General features: G+C 63.4%; 20 protein-coding genes. 11 read left to right on the forward strand and 9 right to left on the reverse strand.

The features are described from left to right. The first annotated feature begins 467 nt into the window (after window positions 1-467). Window positions 468-1,415 (forward strand): peptidoglycan DD-metalloendopeptidase family protein, encoded by a 948-nt coding sequence (locus tag F6X40_RS22025; RefSeq protein ID WP_187629217.1) that lies wholly within the window; start codon window positions 468-470, stop codon window positions 1,413-1,415. Between the two features lie 250 nt (window positions 1,416-1,665). Here F6X40_RS22025 and F6X40_RS22030 read toward each other — a convergent pair whose 3' ends face one another. Next, window positions 1,666-2,064 (reverse strand): hypothetical protein, encoded by a 399-nt coding sequence (locus F6X40_RS22030; protein ID WP_184034018.1) that lies wholly within the window; start codon window positions 2,062-2,064, stop codon window positions 1,666-1,668. Window positions 2,065-2,425: 361 nt separating this feature from the next. Here F6X40_RS22030 and F6X40_RS22035 point away from each other — a divergent pair, with 361 nt between their 5' ends. From F6X40_RS22035 to F6X40_RS22055, 5 genes are all read left to right on the forward strand, one after another. After that, complete coding sequence (locus F6X40_RS22035) at window positions 2,426-2,881, forward strand: (2Fe-2S)-binding protein (RefSeq protein WP_018420878.1); 456 nt, start codon at window positions 2,426-2,428, stop codon at window positions 2,879-2,881. A 1-nt stretch (window position 2,882) separates the two neighbouring features. Beyond that, a complete protein-coding gene (locus F6X40_RS22040; RefSeq protein WP_187629218.1) occupies window positions 2,883-5,135 on the forward strand; it encodes a xanthine dehydrogenase family protein molybdopterin-binding subunit in 2,253 nt (750 codons plus the stop codon). 17 nt (window positions 5,136-5,152) lie between these two features. Next, the gene (locus F6X40_RS22045; RefSeq protein WP_187629219.1) at window positions 5,153-6,457 is read left to right on the forward strand and encodes a c-type cytochrome; all 1,305 of its coding nucleotides are present in this window, start codon (window positions 5,153-5,155) and stop codon (window positions 6,455-6,457) included. A 273-nt stretch (window positions 6,458-6,730) separates the two neighbouring features. Continuing rightward, entirely contained in the window at window positions 6,731-8,068 is a 1,338-nt protein-coding gene (locus F6X40_RS22050; RefSeq protein WP_187629220.1) for an MFS transporter, read from the forward strand. Window positions 8,069-8,135: 67 nt separating this feature from the next. Beyond that, the gene (locus F6X40_RS22055) at window positions 8,136-8,486 is read left to right on the forward strand and encodes a cytochrome C oxidase subunit IV family protein (RefSeq protein WP_187629221.1); all 351 of its coding nucleotides are present in this window, start codon (window positions 8,136-8,138) and stop codon (window positions 8,484-8,486) included. 1 nt (window position 8,487) lies between these two features. On the opposite strand, the gene F6X40_RS22060 is transcribed toward F6X40_RS22055, so the two are convergent. Further along, window positions 8,488-9,054, reverse strand: coding sequence for a hypothetical protein (locus tag F6X40_RS22060; RefSeq protein WP_187629222.1), 567 nt, complete (start codon window positions 9,052-9,054; stop codon window positions 8,488-8,490). A gap of 257 nt (window positions 9,055-9,311) precedes the next feature. Here F6X40_RS22060 and F6X40_RS42445 point away from each other — a divergent pair, with 257 nt between their 5' ends. From F6X40_RS42445 to F6X40_RS22080, 4 genes are all read left to right on the forward strand, one after another. Further along, window positions 9,312-9,671 carry a hypothetical protein gene (locus tag F6X40_RS42445; RefSeq protein ID WP_260336501.1) on the forward strand — a complete coding sequence of 120 codons (360 nt, stop codon included), beginning with the start codon at window positions 9,312-9,314 and terminating at the stop codon, window positions 9,669-9,671. After that, complete coding sequence (locus F6X40_RS22070; RefSeq protein WP_187629223.1) at window positions 9,671-10,174, forward strand: DUF4123 domain-containing protein; 504 nt, start codon at window positions 9,671-9,673, stop codon at window positions 10,172-10,174. The genes F6X40_RS42445 and F6X40_RS22070 overlap by 1 nt, the downstream gene beginning before the upstream one ends. Continuing rightward, window positions 10,161-10,505: a hypothetical protein gene (locus tag F6X40_RS22075; protein ID WP_187629224.1), complete on the forward strand. Its 345-nt coding sequence runs from the start codon at window positions 10,161-10,163 to the stop codon at window positions 10,503-10,505. The genes F6X40_RS22070 and F6X40_RS22075 overlap by 14 nt, the downstream gene beginning before the upstream one ends. 343 nt (window positions 10,506-10,848) lie before the next feature. Further along, on the forward strand, window positions 10,849-11,580 hold the full coding sequence (locus tag F6X40_RS22080; RefSeq protein WP_187629225.1) for an immunity 52 family protein: 732 nt from the start codon (window positions 10,849-10,851) through the stop codon (window positions 11,578-11,580). A 70-nt stretch (window positions 11,581-11,650) separates the two neighbouring features. On the opposite strand, the gene F6X40_RS22085 is transcribed toward F6X40_RS22080, so the two are convergent. After that, window positions 11,651-11,890, reverse strand: coding sequence for a hypothetical protein (locus F6X40_RS22085; RefSeq protein WP_184069335.1), 240 nt, complete (start codon window positions 11,888-11,890; stop codon window positions 11,651-11,653). Window positions 11,891-12,468: 578 nt separating this feature from the next. On the opposite strand from F6X40_RS22085, the gene F6X40_RS22090 reads away from it, so the two are divergent. Then, window positions 12,469-12,765 carry a hypothetical protein gene (locus tag F6X40_RS22090; protein WP_187629226.1) on the forward strand — a complete coding sequence of 99 codons (297 nt, stop codon included), beginning with the start codon at window positions 12,469-12,471 and terminating at the stop codon, window positions 12,763-12,765. Window positions 12,766-12,792: 27 nt separating this feature from the next. Here F6X40_RS22090 and F6X40_RS22095 read toward each other — a convergent pair whose 3' ends face one another. From F6X40_RS22095 to F6X40_RS22120, 6 genes are all read right to left on the reverse strand, one after another. Continuing rightward, complete coding sequence (locus F6X40_RS22095; protein WP_187629227.1) at window positions 12,793-13,449, reverse strand: amino acid ABC transporter permease; 657 nt, start codon at window positions 13,447-13,449, stop codon at window positions 12,793-12,795. Between the two features lie 2 nt (window positions 13,450-13,451). Continuing rightward, window positions 13,452-14,219, reverse strand: a complete 768-nt coding sequence (locus tag F6X40_RS22100; protein WP_184034003.1) for an amino acid ABC transporter permease — start codon at window positions 14,217-14,219, stop codon at window positions 13,452-13,454. 62 nt (window positions 14,220-14,281) lie between these two features. Next, a complete protein-coding gene (locus F6X40_RS22105; protein ID WP_187629228.1) occupies window positions 14,282-15,103 on the reverse strand; it encodes a transporter substrate-binding domain-containing protein in 822 nt (273 codons plus the stop codon). 62 nt (window positions 15,104-15,165) lie between these two features. Beyond that, complete coding sequence (locus F6X40_RS22110) at window positions 15,166-16,260, reverse strand: ABC transporter ATP-binding protein (RefSeq protein ID WP_187629229.1); 1,095 nt, start codon at window positions 16,258-16,260, stop codon at window positions 15,166-15,168. Between the two features lie 25 nt (window positions 16,261-16,285). Beyond that, on the reverse strand, window positions 16,286-17,179 hold the full coding sequence (locus F6X40_RS22115) for an ABC transporter permease (RefSeq protein ID WP_187629230.1): 894 nt from the start codon (window positions 17,177-17,179) through the stop codon (window positions 16,286-16,288). Beyond that, window positions 17,176-18,159, reverse strand: a complete 984-nt coding sequence (locus tag F6X40_RS22120; protein ID WP_187629257.1) for an ABC transporter permease — start codon at window positions 18,157-18,159, stop codon at window positions 17,176-17,178. Before F6X40_RS22120 ends, F6X40_RS22115 begins: the two co-directional genes overlap by 4 nt. Window position 18,160: the final 1 nt, after the last annotated feature.

An 18,160-nucleotide genomic window follows, 5' to 3' on the forward strand; every position in this document is an offset into this window, starting at 1 on the left:
CTAGTCCAGTGCACGCACCCGTGCTCAGGCAACGACTGAACCTGCAGCCTGCCGCTGTACACACATAACGCGTGTTCGCCGCTCGCAGTATCGCCATCCCAATGCTCGCACGCGCGACAGGGCGATCGGTTGTGCGGAATCTCCGGGTAAGTCCTTGATTTATATGGCCGCGAAGCGCTCGTTTTGACCGTGATTTCGTGTCGAGGAATCGCCTGCAAGTGACTGAACCTAAAGGCAAATCGGTTACTTGCCGTTATATATGTATCAGAGTGTGTGGGGCAGGCGTTTTTATTAAACGACACTTTAGAATTCCGCGAGAAATTTGATCGACAGGCAGGCAGGAAATGAGCGCCATAGGAGGCGGCTTCGCCGTGCCGTCGGGAAGGCCGCGCGGCCGCAGATCGCGCACCTCGTCCGCGGCATCGGGCTATCCGGCTTGCGCATTCATACAGCAGGAGTCGAACAGGATGAGAAAGCGTTTCGACAGAACGTTATTGGCCAGTCTCGCTGGCGCGTGGGTCGCGCTGGCCGTCAGCGGTTGTGCGAACGTCGGGCAGCCCAATGCGCAGAACGGTGCGGCAACCAGCGCCAACGCGGCGTCCGGCGTGCCGGCGGCGAATGCGACGGGAGCGGCGTCTGGCGACCCGGCGGCAGCCGCGCCGCTGTCGATCGACGCCAGCGATAACGCGCCGCTGAAAAAGTCGCCGCCGCTCGTGTATCGGGTCAGGCGCGGCGACACGCTCGCGCGGGTTGCGCAGCATCATCACATCAGCGTCAAGCAGTTGCAGGCATGGAACGGATTGAAGGCGTCGGCGCGGCTGAAGCCGGGGCAGGTACTGCACGTTGGGTCGCCGGAAACGGAGCGCGCGGTGAAGGCGGCCAATGCGGCGGCCGCCGCGAAGGCGGCGGCGCAATCCGCGGCGCAGCGTGCGTCACAAGCGACAGCGCAAACGTCGGCGCAAGCTTCGGCACAGTCCGCCGCGCCGGCTCCGGATGCCACCGCAGTTCGCGAAGTCACGCAGGAAACCCGCCGGCACGCGAGCAGCGTGACGCTCGCGTGGCCTGCCGCGGGCAGCGTCGTCGAAGCGTTCCAGCCCGGCGAAACACGCGGCATCGAAATCGGCGGCAACGCGGGCGATCCGGTGCGAGCCGCCGCCGACGGCAAGGTGATGTACGCGGGCACCGGACTGAACAGCTATGGCAGTCTGATCATCGTCCAGCACAACAAGGATTTTCTGACCGCGTATTCGCACAACCGCAAGCTGATGGTCAAGATGGGCGACATCGTCCGCAAGGGACAGCAGATCGCGGAGATGGGCGACGAGAACAACTCGCGTGTGTCGGTGGGGTTCGAAGTGCGGCGCGACGGCAAGCCGGTCGATCCGCTGTCATATCTGCCGCAGGGGCGCGGCTGAGCTTCCACGTTCCCGCAAAAGCTCACCTTGAATTTATTCAGCTAAACCAGGTAATTTGATCGACCGCGCATTCCGGCGGTCGACGAATCGTTGCAAAAGTACCTTCACGTCAGAGCATTCCGCTCGATCTGCGCAAGAATACCGACGATCAACCATGCGGCCTCGACCCGCAGCCGTTTATGAACGGTGAGGCAATGCAGGAGCCGGCAGGCAGCGCACGCGCCGCCGCCGTGCCTGGTGCGAATCGCCGTTACGTCGTTTGCCCTCCGCGCAGCAGCCGCGATACCTCACCGTGGTAATGCAGGATCGCGGGATCGGCCTGCAAGAGCGGCAGATAACGCGGCAGGAAGTGATTGTGCGGTTGGTCGGGCGAGAACAGGCCGACCACGGCCTCGGCGGTCGCGAGACGGTCGCCGGCCTCGGCTTCCGCGTCGTCGAGAACTTCGTCGACGCTCGCGATCACCGTCGACAGCGGCGTCAGCCAACGAAACCCCGAGCCGTTGATCAGCACCTGCAGGAATGCCGCCGGCGTTACCGGGCCGAACTCCTTTTCGTACGCGGCGCGTTCGTGATCGAGAATCGCCTTGTGCAGCGCAAGCAATGGTCGGCGAATGTCCGTGAGGAATTGAGTGCATTGCGGGTCGTTCATCGGCGGCTCCAGCGGCTGAGGTGATTCGACGGAATCGTGCGTCGCAACACCACGCAGTGCGATGCAGCGGGTCGCGCGATCACGCTAACGGATCGATCCGTCGATGGTAACGCATCGCTCCAGCCGACACATGCGATCCACCGCGCACAGCATGCGATGTGCCGCCTGGCACCGTCAAAGCGAACTTCTTTCGACACCGCTACAATCGGCCGGTTTTCTTGCGACACCCGCTCGCTCACAGGCCGCATTTCATGGCTTATTAGCGCGACGTGCCGAACAAAACCGGTGCATGTCGGCGGTCTGGTGCGGTGTCGCGATCTAAACCGCGTGACCACAACAACATCCCCACCCGGAGCCGCTCATGACAACGCTCAATATCAACGGCGAAACCCATACCGTCGATGCCCCGCCCGACATGCCCCTGCTGTGGGTGCTGCGTGATCTCGTCGGGCTGACCGGCACCAAGTTCGGCTGCGGCATCGCGCAATGCGGCGCATGCACCGTGCATCTCGATGGCGTCGCGGTGCGCTCGTGCGTGTTCCCCGCGGCGGCGGTCGGCGACCGCAAGATCGTCACGATCGAAGCGCTCGGCGCCACGCCGACGGGCCAGAAAGTGCAGCAGGCCTGGCGTGAGCTCGACGTCGTGCAATGCGGCTACTGTCAGTCGGGGCAGGTGATGTCGGCGGCGTCGCTGCTCGCGCGCAATCCCAATCCGAGCGACGCCGACATCGACGCCGCGATGGCGGGCAACATCTGCCGCTGCGGAACCTATCACCGCGTGCGCGCGGCGATCAAGCACGCCGCGAAGGGGGCCTGACATGTCCCAGGGATTGCTCGATGCACAGAACGGCGCGCAGCCGGCTGACACCGACACGCGGCACGCGCGCGGCATCTCGCGGCGCGGCTTCCTCAAATTCGGCGTGACGGTCGGCGCCGCGGCCGGCGGCGGTCTGCTGCTCGGCTTCAGCATGCCGGCCGCGAGCCAGGATCAGAAGGCGGGCAAGAGCGTGATCGGCGGCGACGCGAACGAGGCGCCGCAAAGCGGCGTGTTCGCGCCGAACGCGTTCATCCAGATCGACAACGCCGGCAAGGTCACGCTCGTGATACCGAAGGTCGAGATGGGTCAGGGCGTCTATACGTCGATTCCGATGCTGATCGCCGAGGAACTCGAAGTGCCGCTCGACACGGTCACGCTCGATCACGCGCCGCCCAACGAAAAGCTCTTCATGGACCCGCTGCTCGGCGGCCAGTTGACCGGCGGATCGACGTCGATCCGCTTCGCGTGGGAGCCGATGCGCCGCGCGGGCGCGACTGCGCGCGTGATGCTGATCAACGCGGCCGCGCAGCAGTGGCAGGTCGATCCGGCGAGTTGTCATGCACAGGCCGCTCAGGTGATCCACCCGGCCAGCAATCGCAGCGCGAGCTATGGTCAGCTCGCGCAGGCCGCCTCCGCGCTGCCCGCGCCGCAGAACGTGGCGTTGAAAGACCCGAAGGACTTCAAGCTGATCGGCACGCCGGCGAAGCGTCTCGATTCGCCGGAGAAAGTCGACGGTACCGCGCAGTTCGGCCTCGACGTGCGCTTGCCCGAGATGGTTTACGCGGCGATCGCGAACTGTCCGGTGTTCGGCGGCACGCTCGCGAGCGTCGACGATACGCATGCGAAGACGATCCCCGGCGTGCGCGAGGTCATCAAGCTCGACAACGCGGTCGCGGTGATCGGCGCTCACACGTGGGCCGCGAAGCGCGGCCTGCAGGCGCTCGAGATCAAGTGGAACGAAGGCGCGGGCGCGCAGGTATCGATGAAGCGCATCGTCGACGATCTCGCGGCGGCCTCGCAACATGGCGGCGCGGTGGCGCGCAAGGCCGGCGACGTCGGCCGCGCGTTCGGCGATGCGAAGTCGCGCGTCGACGCGGTCTACCAGCAGCCGTTCCTCGCGCACGCGACGATGGAGCCGGTCAACGCCACGGTCCACGTGCGCGGCGACGCCTGCGAAATCTGGCTCGGCTCGCAGGTGCCGACGCGTGTCGTCGATGCGGCGGTCGCGGTCACGGGCTTGCCCGCCGACAAGATCATCGTGCACAACCATCTGATCGGCGGCGGCTTCGGACGGCGGCTCGAAACCGACATGGTCACGCAGGCCGTGAAGGTCGGCAAACAGGTGTCGACGCCGGTCAAGGTGCTGTGGACGCGCGAGGAGGACATCCAGCACGACATGTACCGACCGTACTACTACGACACGATCTCGGCCGGGCTCGACGCGAACGGCAAACCGATCGCGTGGCAGCATCGCATTGCCGGGTCGTCGATCATGGCGCGCTTCGCGCCGCCCGCGTTCAAGAACGGGCTCGACCCCGATGCGGTGGAGGTCGCCGCCGATCTGCCGTACGACCTGCCGAACCAGCTGGTCGACTACGTGCGCGTGGAACCGCACGCGGTGCCCACCGCGTTCTGGCGCGGCGTCGGGCCGACGCGCGGCACGTTCGTCGTCGAGAGTTTCATCGACGAACTCGCCGCGCACGCGAAGATCGATCCGGTGCAGTACCGGCGCGATCTGCTCGGCAAATCGCCGCGCGCGTTGAACGTACTCAACCTGGCCGCGCAAGCGGGCGACTGGGGCAGCGCGCTGCCCAAGGGGCAAGGGCGCGGCATCTCGGTGATGCACGCGTTCGGCAGCTTCTTCGCGATCGTCGTCGAGGTCGCGCTCGAGCAGGGCGAAGTGACGGTCAAGCGCGTCAACTGCGCGGTCGATTGCGGGATGTTCGTCAACCCGAACACGATCGAAGCGCAGGTGCAGGGCGGCATCATCTTCGGCATCACGGCGGCGCTTTATAGCGAGATCACGATCAAGGACGGTCGCGTCGAGCAGAACAACTTCACCGACTACCGGATGCTGCGCATCAACCAGACGCCGCCGATCGACGTGCATATCGTGAAGAGCGGCGAGGCGCCCGGCGGCATCGGCGAACCCGGCACCGCGGCGCTCGCGCCCGCGCTGACCAACGCGATCTATGCGGCCACCGGCACGCGGCTGCGGCAATTGCCGGTTGGCCGCCAACTGCACAGCGCCTGACGCGAAAGGAGCCCGACATGAAAAAAATGCTGAAGGGTCTTCGCGCGGCGCTATGCGTCGCATTGCCGTTTATCGCCCAGGCACCTGCTGATGCCGCAACTCCGGCAGCCACCGGCGCAGCCGATCAAACGCTCGTGCAACGCGGCGCTTACCTCGCTCAACTCGGCGATTGCGCCGCCTGCCACACCGCGCCGAAAGGCAAGCCGTTCGCCGGCGGCCTGCCGATGAACACGCCGATGGGCCGCATCTACGTGACCAATATCACGCCCGACGCACGGACCGGCATCGGCGGCTACACCGAAGCCGATTTCGCGCGGGCGCTGCGTGAGGGCGTCGCGAAAGACGGCCACAACCTGTATCCGGCGATGCCGTATCCGTCCTACGCGAAGGTAGACGACGACGACGTGAAGGCGCTGTACGCGTTCTTCATGCACGGCGTCGCGCCGGTGCAGCAGGCGAATCGCGAGTCCGACATCAAGTGGCCGTTGAACATGCGCTGGCCGCTGATGTTCTGGAACATGGCGTTTCTCGAGAAGGGTGCGTATCGCGACAAGCCGGGCAAGGACGTCGCGTGGAATCGCGGCGCGTATCTGGTGCAAGGGCTCGGACATTGCGGGTCGTGTCACACGCCGCGCGGTGTTGCGTTCCAGGAAAGTGCGCTCGACGAAAGCGGCAGCGCATTCCTGAGCGGCGCGCTGCTCGACGGCTGGTTCGCGTCGAACCTCACGGGCGAGCACAACGCCGGGCTCGGCCGCTGGAGCGACGAGGATCTGCGCACGTTCCTGAAGACCGGCGCGAATCGCCATGCATCGGCGTTCGGCGCGATGACGAGCGTGATCAACAACAGCACGCAAGCGATGAGCGATCAGGACGTCGCGGCAGTCTCGACGTATCTGAAGTCGCTGCCGCCGGTCGGCGGCACCGGCGCGGCCGCCTATACGTACGATCCGCAGGCGACGAAGGTGTCGCTCGATCGCCCCGCGAACGATGCCGGCGCACGCGTCTATACGGCGTATTGCATGCATTGCCACGGCGTCGACGGGCACGGCTTCGCGCCGATGCTCGCGCCGCTCGCCGGCAATCCGAACGTGCTCGCGAAGGACGCGTCGTCGCTGATCAACGTCACGCTGAACGGCACCGGCGATCTCGTGATCGACGGCGTGCCGTCGCCGTTTCCGATGCCCGGCTTCGCCGCGGTGCTCGACGATCAGCAGATCGCCGATGTGCTGAGCTTCGTGCGGGCTGGCTGGAACAACGGCGCGCCGGCGGTCGGTGCGGCGGAGGTGGCGAAGTTGCGGCAGTCGACGCAGGCGGGGCGTTGATCGGTCGCTAAGTGCGGCGGAGAAGCGCGCTTGCCGACCGCGCGCCGTTTCAGGTTGTGGGCCAACCGACGGCAGCTATCATAGTGGGACGGTACACCGCGCCTTCGTCGATGGACTCGCCGTCGGCCAATGCCGACATTTGCACCACGACCGATACAGGCGCATTGGTCCGATGGGAGTCCCCGTCGTGGTCGAACGGCTCCCAGAATTGGCCACGACCTTCGTCCGCCGTGCGGCGTCGAAGTCTCTGCGCGAAGCTCATGGACTTCCGACATGACCCTACCCAGTCAAGCCCGAAACGTGTCGGTCACACCGTCGGCTTCTCGCCTGTCGACGCTCAGTCACATACAGATCGCGTCGCTGTGGTTTGCGCTCTTTACCCAATGGATGACGGTCGTTCCGGTACTCGTGCCGGCACAGGTCGCCGATATGCTCGGACGCGATGCCGCGTTGAAGGAAGGCGTGGCCGGCTCCGTCATTGCGTCCGGCGCATTCATTGCGATGATCGTGGCGCCACTGGCAGGCGCGCTTTCAGATCGCTGCTCTGCAAAACATGGACGCCGGCGACCGTTTCTCGTCGCCGGCGTGTTCGGCATTGCGGTTGCACTGGTATGGCTTGGTTCATTCAACGGCGGGGGGAGTCTATGGATGTATACACTCGCGTTCCTGCATCTCCAGTTCTGGTGGAACTGGGCGGCGGGGCCGTACGCCGGGCTGGTGCCCGATGTCGTGCCAAAACAGGAAACCAACCGCGCGAGCGCGTGGCTCAACGTGATGACCGTGCTCGGCACGATCACTGGCAACGTGGTGCTCGTTGTCCTCTATTCGCCGGGCCACCTGTATCCTACGGTTGCAGCGTTCATTGCGATCATGTTGCTCTGCCTTTGGCTGACGATTCGCGGCTCTCGCGAGCCGACACCTGTCAGATCCCGACAACGGTTCGAGCTCGTCACGTTCATGCGCTCGTTCTATCTCGATCCACGTCTGCACCGAAACTTTTACTGGGTGCTGGTAACCCGTCTGTTCGGTAACATGGGAATCTGGTCGATCTTCACCTTCATGTTGTACTACCTGCAGGACGTGATCGGCATTCGTCATCCGACCAGTCTCCTGAATGGGCTGCTTGGCGTCGGCGTGGTGCTAGCGATCCCGGCCAGCCTGCTGGGCGCACGGCTCGCCGACCGGCACGGCGTCGTTCCCGTTGTCCGCCTGACCAGCTGGATCATGGCCGGAGCTGCGATTGGCTTCGTCCTGCTGGCGTTGCATCCAAACCTGTTGCTGGTGATCACAGTCGGGCTGGTTTTCTGCGCCGCTTACGGAACCTATCAAGCCGTCGACTGGGCACTCGCGCTGCAAGTGTTGCCAGACGATGCGTCCAGCGGCAAGGACATGGGCATCTGGCAAGTGTCGATGGTGCTACCGCAGATCCTCGGCCCTGCCGCCACCGGGTGGATGCTGTCATGGGTCAAGGCGTTTGCCGGTGCCGGACCCGCCTATGTCGTCGCGTTCGTCGTCGCAGCGGGGTGGTTCGTGCTCGCGGCGTGGTTCGTCTCGCGCATCAGGATCGCTTCCCGGCAGGACGTATCCACCGGGGTCAGCGGGCGATCATGAGATGGCGCTCGCTCGCGCATGGCGGTCTGATCCCGGAGATGCTCCGACTTGAACTCCCGAAAACCAAATGTCGGCAGCGAATCGGCAGTTTCGCGTCGAGCCGTTGCATGCATTGCGTCTGGGCGCGTGGAATAGCGCGATCAACCTGTTTATCGCAGTGGCAAAGGGGTTGCTGGTGGCGATCTACTTCATGGATTTGCGCCGTGCCTCGCCGATGCTGCGCATCGCGGAGGTCACCGCATTGCTGGCATTGGGCCTGCTTTTCGGCTTGAACGGTACCGATTATTCGACGCGAACCATTCACGTCTCGCCTTGGCAGGCGCCGGCCGGGCCGCAAGATGCTGGGGCGGCCGGGGCATCGGGTCGTCAGCTTTCTGGCGCTGCGGTCGGCGCTCCGTGCGACGCGGGCCGATGCTGAATCAGCCGGCCGATCGGTAATGGCGCGCTCGTTCGGCTAGGCGCGCCTTCAATGCCGACGTTTGTCGGGAAATTTCCATTGCGGCCGAGTGTGCGCGGTCGAGGCACGGCGTCGTGTGATCGACTCTTTTTTCATGAGCCGTTAGGTACAGGACATTCTTGAAGTTTCCCCAGAACAAGTTCATTTCGCCGTGGAGCATTTCAACGTCGTCGTACAGAGACGGCTCGTAAAGCCCACAGATCATTCGCAGTTCATCGGTTTCCTTGCGGATAGACAGGTAGCGCTGATCATATTCATATTCGCCCATTTCAGCGCGCCAGTTGATATCTATGCTGTCTTGTGAGAACTCTCGACCTATGGCGGTCAACTGCCGATGCACTGTAGCCAGTCGCTCAAGGGCAAGAGCTTTCTCTTTCTCGCGCAACTCGCCATTCCGTTTCAATGTCTCCTGCTCGATCTGAAAGCGATGATTGCTCCGCTGCGTCTGCGTCTGGATAACGGCGGTGAGAGCGCCGCCGAGCAAGGCGGCCGAACCAGCAACGATTGACGAAAGGATTGCGGTATCCATATTGAGTGAAAGAAATATTGAAAAGTGAACTGGCGGATATGGACGCATCATGGACAAAGTACTAATCGGCGTCAATCAATAACGGCACAGGCGGCTGGATGCAATCATTTTAGTCCTGCGCCAGCAAGAATGTGCCTGAAGCCTTCAGAATTATGAAAGTCTGTCAAAACTGCGTTATCTCAATTTAAAGTCGTTGACCGTGTCGCTTTTTAGATGGTTAATTCGTCGGGTGTTTTCTGGAAAACAGCAGAGGTCAGATGGAGCAGCAGAAACAGGATGAAACCGGGGGTAAGGAAGAGTGCCAGCTTTGCCGTATCACCTATTCAATCTACTCAAACTTCCCGCCAATGCCGTCCGCAATTGCGCTGAACGCCGAAACCGGCGAATGGTTTCCGTTCGATAGGCTTCGGTCGTATTCAAATGGCTACGACATGGCCGAGGCCCTCGGTTACGCGTGGGCATGCGATTGTCGCGGACGCTCCCCTGATTCCGCGCAGAAAAAAGGCCCGTTATCGATCCACCGCGCAACGCCCCGGTCGGCGCTTCCGCAGTCGTCTATCTGTCTCGAATGCATGATCCACGCTGCCGGGCAAGGCGCGATGACCCTGGAACGCTGATGATTCCCACCTCTGTCAATGAACAGCTTCGCCAGTACGGGGAACGGCACTTCAGTGGCCGCGTGCTGGCGCTAGTGGATGGCATCCAGTACCAGCAGCATACCGGCCAGCAACTCACGCCCGAAAACGATAGGACGGTTTCGCTGTTCGCGGGCACGAACGACATGGCACTTGCACACGCGGGGCCGTGGCTGTTTGATCCGAAGACGACACCCGACCATCTTGCGAACCTGCGCGAACTCGAACAGGCCCGCCCTGGCGTGATCTGGCTGATCACCTCAGAGAGCCTGGAGAGGCAGGCCGCAAAGCTGCGCCCGCACCTGAATACCCGAATACCGGACGGACGATCCGCTCTGCTGCGCTTCTGGGACCCCAGGGTGTTGCATGCGCTCAATGCGGTATGCCACGGCAAAAGCGAGCGCGATCTTTTCAGGGCTGCCGAAGCTTGGCACTCCCTCAACGAAGGACGACGGTTCACCATCAACGACAATGGAATTTACTGAAGGACAATGGGCGCTTCTGAAAGACTACGAAGACCGTAACTATGTGGACTTTATCCGTGGTCATATCGTGCGCGACTATCCCGCGCTGGCCAATGATCAGACCTTGCGGGACCGGCTTAATGCGGCCTTCGCGCAAACAAAGGTACTCCGCTTTACGCGTGACGTGCCGATAGTCGATTTCCTGTATGCGGAAGCAACCACGCCGGGGTTTTACTGGATTCCGGCGGTCATAGCATGGCTGCACAAATCAGGCGTTCCGGCTGAACAGCGATTCGAAATGCTGCTACAGGCGACGGGTAAAAGACAACAGGAAATGAAGGAGAAACGCTGATGGGTATCCCATTCCCGGCGACGCTCGCACGCGCAGCAAACGCAATGGCGCAGGCAATGCCAATACCTGTTCCGGTCCCCACCACCGCACCGTCTGCTGGTCCTGCGGGCAGCAGCGGCACTGGCGCGGGTGCAGACGGCGGATGGGGCGAACTACCGCGTGACCGGAGCCGCGAGCGCGAAAGGCCATGCAAGTGCCCACCAGAGAAGGGCGATGAAGTCACGCGCAGGTACGGTATGAGTCCGAAGTCCCGGCATTATTGGGACACCTAAAGCAAGGGAATACATAATGCCAACGCTGCTGAAAAACGGCGTCCCTTCTGTCTACCAACCTTGAGATCGCAATGAATCTATTTGCTCAGTATAGGGATACGCCCAATTTACCCAATGCCGACTTCGAATTTCATCTGCGTCGCTTAAGGCCTGTAGTTGATGCACTTGCAAGTCAAGATGCAATGCTTAAGGAGTGGTATATCCAGGGGGGCAGCGCCGAGGAAGCGCTTCGGTATCGCGTTTACGGAGAGAATCGTCAACCTTTGCCTACGGCCATTGATGAGATGACAAAAGAATACAAGGGAAAATCGAGGGATGATCCAAAATCAATTGGGATTTGGAATGGGGCGGCACAGAAAGATGGTGCTTCATTCACGATATCTATCGATGGTGGAGATGGTTTCTCCCAACAATTCGACTTTAATGTCAAAGAAAGATCAAATGATTCATCTCGACTTGGGGGGTATCAAGCCGTCGCGCAGATTGTCACGAAAGTCGTAGAAGTGTATGCGCCGTCCTATGCCATCTTCGGTCCACGCAAGTACTTTGCCAACTCGGTTTTCGATAATCGTCCCGGCGTAAGCTGGATGCTCTACCTACCGCACGCTCTCACAGCCGCCCAAGTGCCCGAAGCGCGCGCCCTTATCCCTGTCATGTGCGATGGCAAGCAGCAAGGCACGATCATCGTCAGCGTGACGGATGAAGTCTTTGACGTGAACAACCGGGAGCACGTCAATTCGGCTAATGATATCGAAATTCGCCTCGCCGACCAAGACCTGTTGCCGCGTTTCGTTGATCTCTGAGTTCGGCTCGCTACCACCGCTTCGGCGGGGCTTTGCCTGCGAAAAGGCCGGGCGAGCGGGCCTTTCGCGGTTACGCGTGATTCCAGAGAGTGGGCCTCAGGGGCGATCCGCCACGATGCCACTTGCGCTGTTCCGCTGCGATCTTCTCCAGCAGTTGCAACAGCTGTTCGCGCCTGCCGGCTTCATCCGCCTGTTCCATAGCGGCCCGGTATTCATCAGGCGTCGGCTTGACGCCATCACAGCACCGGTTCACCACCACCGTAAGCGCATCCATCGGCGGCCCGGCATACCGGGCACGCAACGATGCCATTGCATCACACGTGAGTCGGGTCAGGTCTTGACAATTAGTAGAAAGTCGCAAAAACAAAAAAAGGGTTACACGCCGATGCGTTGTAACCCTTCAATGATTTCGGTTGGTTGCGGGGGAGGAATTTGGCACAAGGAGACAGATTGTGGGGCATTGCCAGAAAATTGACGAGGAAATCCAATGGAGAAATGCAGCGTATAAACGCTATCGCGGCCTGTCCAACGGCGTCTACTATAAGAAAATCACGGGGTGCGCGGACGGTCTGAGCGCCGATCCCGATTCAATGCAACCCCTTCCGGATATGGCGAAATGAGAATAGCCGCCTTTATCGCGATCCTGTGTATTGGCTACGTCGCCGATTCGCAATCCGCTATCGGTATGGAAGTGGTCACGCGTTGCGGACTCGGAAGCGATCAGAGTCATACGCTCGCATTGCTGCGCGATCATCCCATAGATAGCACGTCGGTTTTCTATCTCAGCAAGAACAGCACCGCGCCGGTACGACTTTATGCGGGGACGAGGATCAATCGCGGGGCGATGAAATACAGGTGGCATGTATCGGTTCAAAGGAGCGCGTATTCGTGATATCCGGCGAATTCACATCGAACTATCTCCAAGGCGTTGCGATCCGCTACAACACGAAGGCGGGGCGATGGGAGCGCGTCGATTTCGCCGAGCGCGAACGCCCAGCCGCCATTTATCTCGATCCGAAAGGGTTAGTCGTACTGATACCCAATAGCGGGCGGAACGAGTCTCCCGAGCGATACATTATTTACCGATACGACGCTGGTGCCGGACTAGTGAAGCAAGCCTATTCGGATCATCTTCCGCATTCCAGTGTTGTGCCAATTCCGGTCCCCAAAAATCGACCGGAGTGACAACAACAAACACGTTTGTTGATAGGGTCACCGATGCTGTCCCACCTTCTGCCGCTTTTCGAGCACGCGAGCATACCAGGTCAGCGGAAAACACATCGCGAAGTAGATCATCGCGACCATGCCGTAGATCGGAAACGGCCGGAACGCGGCATTCGTGATCATCGTGCCGGTCTTCGTCAGTTCGGCGAAGCCGATGATCGACGCGAGCGCGGTGCTCTTGACCACCTGCACGAGAAAACCGACGCTCGGCGCGACCGCGATCTTCAGCGCCTGCGGCCACACGATGTAGCGCAACTGCTGGCCGAACGTCATGCCGAGGCTCGCACCCGCGGCCCACTGACCGCGCGGCACCGCTTCGACGCAGCCGCGCCAGATGTCGACCAGATACGCGCTCGTATAGAGCGTCAGCGTGACGGTCGCGGCGGCCCACGGCGACACGTCGATGCCGATGAGCGGCAAGCCGAAGAAGGCGAGAAAAAGCTGCATCAAGAGCGGCGTGCCTTGAAACACCTCGACGTACAGCACGACGATGCGGCGCAGCCACGCGATCGGCGACACGCGCATTGCGAGCAGCACGAGCCCGACGATCCCGCCGCCGACGAACGCGATCAGCGACAGCAGCACGGTCCAACGCGCGGCGAGCAGCAGGTTGCGGGCGATGTCCCACAGCGTGAATTCGGCCATGATCAGCGCTCCGTCGGCAGGGTGCGCGCACCGCGCCACATCAGGCGGCTGCGCCAGTTGCGCGGCAAGCCGTCGTTGCCGCTCCTACTGCTGTTGTTACCTCGTGCCGCACGGCCCGCGAACAGCCCGCGGCCGAAGCGGTTCAACAGCTGCCGCAACACGATCGACATCAGCAGATAGGCAGCCGTGATGATCACGTAGCTCTCGAACGAGCGGAAGTTGCGAGACTGGATGAAGTTCGCCGCATAGGTCAGGTCGGGCACCGAGATCTGCGACACGACGGCCGAGCCGAGCATCACGATCAGCACCTGGCCGAGCAGCGCGGGAAACACGTTGGCGAGCGCCTGCGGCAGCACGACGTAGCGGAACACCTGGCGTCCATGCAGGCCGAGCGCCTGCGCGGCCTGCACCTGACCGCGCGAAATCGAATCGATGCCGGCGCGCACGATCTCGATCGCGTACGCGCCGAGATTGACGGTCATCGCGAGAATCGCGGCCTCTATCTCGTCGATATGAATGCCGAGGCTCGGCAGGCCGAAAAACACGAAGAACAACTGCACCAGAAACGGCGTGTTGCGGATCAGCTCGACGTAGCTCGCGACGAGCCAGCGCGCCCACTTCGGCCCGGCCGCCGCGATGCTCGCGCCGGCGATCCCCACCAGCCCGCCCGCCAGGGTCGACACGGCCGTGAGGCCGAGCGTCACGGCGGCGCCGCGCGCGAGCATCCCCGCATACAGGCCGAAGCCGCTGAAATCGAACGCGTAAGTCATGGCCTCGTGCCCATCGTAGGATCAGATCGCGGCGCGGCCTTCACGGCGCCACGCCACAGGTTTCAAAGATCGGCCGGCAGCGGCGCGCGCAACCACTTCTGCGAAATCGCGTTCATCGTGCCGTCCTTGCGGGCCTTGGCAATCGCTTCGTCGACCTTCGCCTTCAGGCGCGGCTCGTTCTTGTTCAGACCGACGTGATCGGGCGAGCTGAACAGCGCGAACTTCTGCTCCGGATCGTTCGCCGGATGCCGCGCGAGAATCGTCGCGCCGACGTCGTTGCCGACCACCATCAACTGTACCTGACCAGAAAGAAACGCCGAAATAGCGCCGTTCGGATCGTCGAAACGTTTGATGTTCGCCGACGGCGGCGCGATCTTCGTCACGCTCAGGTCTTCGAGCGTGCCGCGCGCGACCGAGATCGACTTGCCGCCGAGGTCGGCGGCGGTCTTCACCGGCAGCGACTTCGGGCCGAACACCGCGAGGTAGTACGGCGCGTACGGCTGCGAGAAGTCGATCACTTTTTCGCGCTCGGGCGTCTGGCCGACCGACAGCAACATGTCGGCCTTGTGGTCGGCGAGAAAGGCCATGCGGTTGTCGCCGGTGACCGGCACCAGTTCGACCTTCGCGTTGAGCGCCTTGCCGATCAGATTGGCGACGTCGATGTCGTAGCCGACCGGTTTCATGTCCGGACCGATCGAGCCGAACGGCGGATAGTCCTCGAATACGCCGATGCGCACGGTGCCCGACTTCGCGATGTCGTCGAGCGCGTCGGCATGCGCGGCCGACGGCAGCGCGCACAGCGCGCCGAGCGCGGTCATCGCGAGCGTCGCGGCGAGCGTCGCGAACACGCGGCGGGTCGATTGGAGAGCGGGGCGCTGGTTCATGATGTGTTCCTCTGTCGTAATACGGTAGTTATTCAAGCAAAGCCGTGTGATGGGTTCGGGTATCAGGCGGCGCGCGCGGCGATCAGCTTGCACGCGTGCGGCGGCAGCTCGGCGAGCACCGGCATGCCGAGCGCGAGCCCGGGCGTTTCGCGCGGCGTGGTCGCGGCGGTCAGCGTGAAGCCCACGCAATCGATCGTCGCTTCGAGCGAGGCGCCGACGTCGCGAATGAACGTGACGGTACCGGGCAGCCGGTTCGGGTTCGGTGCTTCCGTGGCCGCCTTCACGCAGATGTCCTCGGGGCGAATCAGCAGGCGGATCGCGTCGCCGGCCGCACCCGGCTGCCGCGCATCGGCGAGCGGCGCGTTCGGGTTCGGCGTCACCGCGATGCGCCGTCCGCCCGGCAGGCTCACGACGCCCGCGCCGTCGTACCGCACCGGCAGAATGTTGCCGAGCCCGATGAAGTCGGCGACGAACTCGCTGACCGGATCGCGGTAGATGTCGAGCGGCTTGCCGACCTGCGCGATGCGGCCTTTCTCCATCACGACGATCTCGTCGGCCATCGTCATCGCTTCGCGCTGGTCGTGCGTGACCATGATCGTCGTGATGCCGAGGCGTTGCTGCAGCAGGCGGATTTCGACCTGCATCGCTTCGCGCAGCTTCGCGTCGAGCGCGGACAGCGGTTCGTCGAGCAGCAGCAGTTGCGGCTCCGAAGCGATCGCGCGCGCGATCGCGACGCGTTGGCGCTGCCCGCCCGACAGTTGCGTGACCGGCCGGTTCGCCATGTGCGGCAGCTGGATCAGCTCGAGCAGCTCGGCGACGCGGCGCGTTTGCTTCTCTTTCGCGACCTTGCGCAGCTTCAGCGGATACGCGACGTTCTGCGCGACCGTCATATGCGGAAACAGCGCGAGCGACTGGAACACCATCCCAAAGTCGCGCCGGTTGGCCGGCCGTCGCGTGATGTCGCGGCCGGCGAAATGGATGCTGCCCTCGGTCGGCGTTTCGAGGCCTGCGATCATCCGCAGCAGCGTGGTCTTGCCGCAGCCGGACGGGCCGAGAAAGCACACGAGCTTGCCGTCGGGCACGCTCAGGTCGACGTCGTCGACGGCATGCACGGCGCCGAAGCGCCGCGTGACGGCCTGCAAGGTCAGATGGGTCATCGGAGGCTCCAGCAAGGTGGCGGGTTCACAGCGCGACGCCTTCGTCGCCGATCAGCTTTTCGAGCAGCCAGATCAGCGCGAAGTCGATCGCGACGATGACCACCGCGAAACAGAACACGGTCGGATCGAGCGACGACACCGTGCGGCTATAGAGCCACACCGGCAGCGTCATCGTGTCGATGCTGTACAGGAAGAACGTCACCGTGAACTCGTTGAACGACACGATGAAGGCGAACAGCATGCCGGCGAGAATGCCGGGGCGCATCAGCGGCAGCACCACGTCGATGAGCGCGCGGCCGGGGCTCGCGCCCATCACGAGCGCGGCTTCCTCGAACTCGGGGCCGATCGACGCGACCGACGCCGCGCAGTTCTTCACCGTGAACGGCAGCGCCAGGATCACATGCGCGATGATCAGACGGCCGACGCCAAGCTCGACCGGCAGCACGTTGAACACCAGCAGCAGCGACAGGCCGAGCATCACGAGCGGATAGACGAGCGGCAGCGCGATCAGTTGCTCGACCACCGGCTTGCCGTGAAAACGGTAGCGCGACAGCGCGTACGCGGCGGGCACGGAGACCAGCGTCGCGATCAGCATCGTCGCTAGCGCGACGACGAGACTCGTGCTCAGCGCGGCGCCCATCGACAGCGTATCGGTCGCGTCCGGCGACACGAAGCTGTGCCACGCCGCGCGGTACCAGTGCAGGCTGTACGCGTGCGGCGGGAATTCGAGCGTGTCGGCCGCGCTGAACGACATCGCGATCATCGTCAGGATCGGCAGCGCAGCGAGAAACAGCACCACGCCGGCGACGAGCGCGGTCGCGCGGCCGAGCTGGCCGGGCATCGTCTGAGGCAGGCGCGGGAAGCGTGGCCAATGAGGTTCGGTGCGCGGCAGGCGCGGGGTCGGCAGCGGCGTGCTCATGCGTGAGGCTCCCCGGTCAGACGTTGGGTGCGGCGCACGAGCCGTTGCGACAGCGCCATCACGGCGAGCGTGGCGATCATCAGCACCACGCCGGAAGCGGAGGCGGCCGGCCAGTTCAAGAGCGGCGCGACCTGATCGTGCACCAGCACCGCGAGCATCGGCACACGCCGGCCGCCGAGCAGCAGCGGCACCGCGAACGCGCTCGCGTTGTACGCGAACACCAGCAGCGCGCCCGACACGAGGCCCGGCATCGCGAGCGGCAGCAGCACGTGACGCAGCGTTTGCCAGCGCGTCGCGCCGAGCGTCGCGGCGGCTTCCTCGTACGAGATCGACACCGCGCGCATCGCGCTGGACAGCGGCAGCACGGCGAGCGGAAACGCGGTCTGGATCAGCCCCAGCAGCACGCCATGCTCGCGATACAGCAACATCACCGGACGCTCGACGAGTCCGCTCGCGAGCAGCGCGTGATTGAGCAGACCCGCCGGGCCGAGGATCACGAGCCAGCCATAGCCTTGCAGCAGCAGATTGACGAGCAGCGGCAGCAGCACACCCGCGAGCAGCAGCCGGCGCGCGAGCCGCGATGTCGTGCGCGCCATCGCGAGCGCGACCGGAATCGCGAGCACGACCGCGCACAGCATGCTCTGGAACGCGAGCCGCAGCGTTAGCCACAACGATTTCAGGAAGTAGCCGTCGAGCAGGTCCGCGTAGTTCTGCAGCGTGAAGCTGCGCCATTCGTTGCCGGACGTGCCGAAGCTCATGCGCAGCACGACCAGCGCGGCCGCGCCGAGTATCGCCAGAAACAGCAGGATCGGCGCAAGTAGCAGCCACGGGCGCGCTTTCGCGAGCGTCGTTGCGCCGGCAGCGGGGTCGGTCACGGCCGTCGCAACAACTGCGGAAGCGGAGGCGCCGCCGCCGGGCGCTGGGCCCGGCGCGGCTTCGTCCGGCATCATCGCGGCACGCCGCGGGAAGCGCGCGAGCATC

Source organism: Paraburkholderia sp. UCT31, assembly GCF_014397655.1.
GTDB classification, from domain to species: Bacteria; Pseudomonadota; Gammaproteobacteria; order Burkholderiales; family Burkholderiaceae; genus Paraburkholderia; species Paraburkholderia tuberum.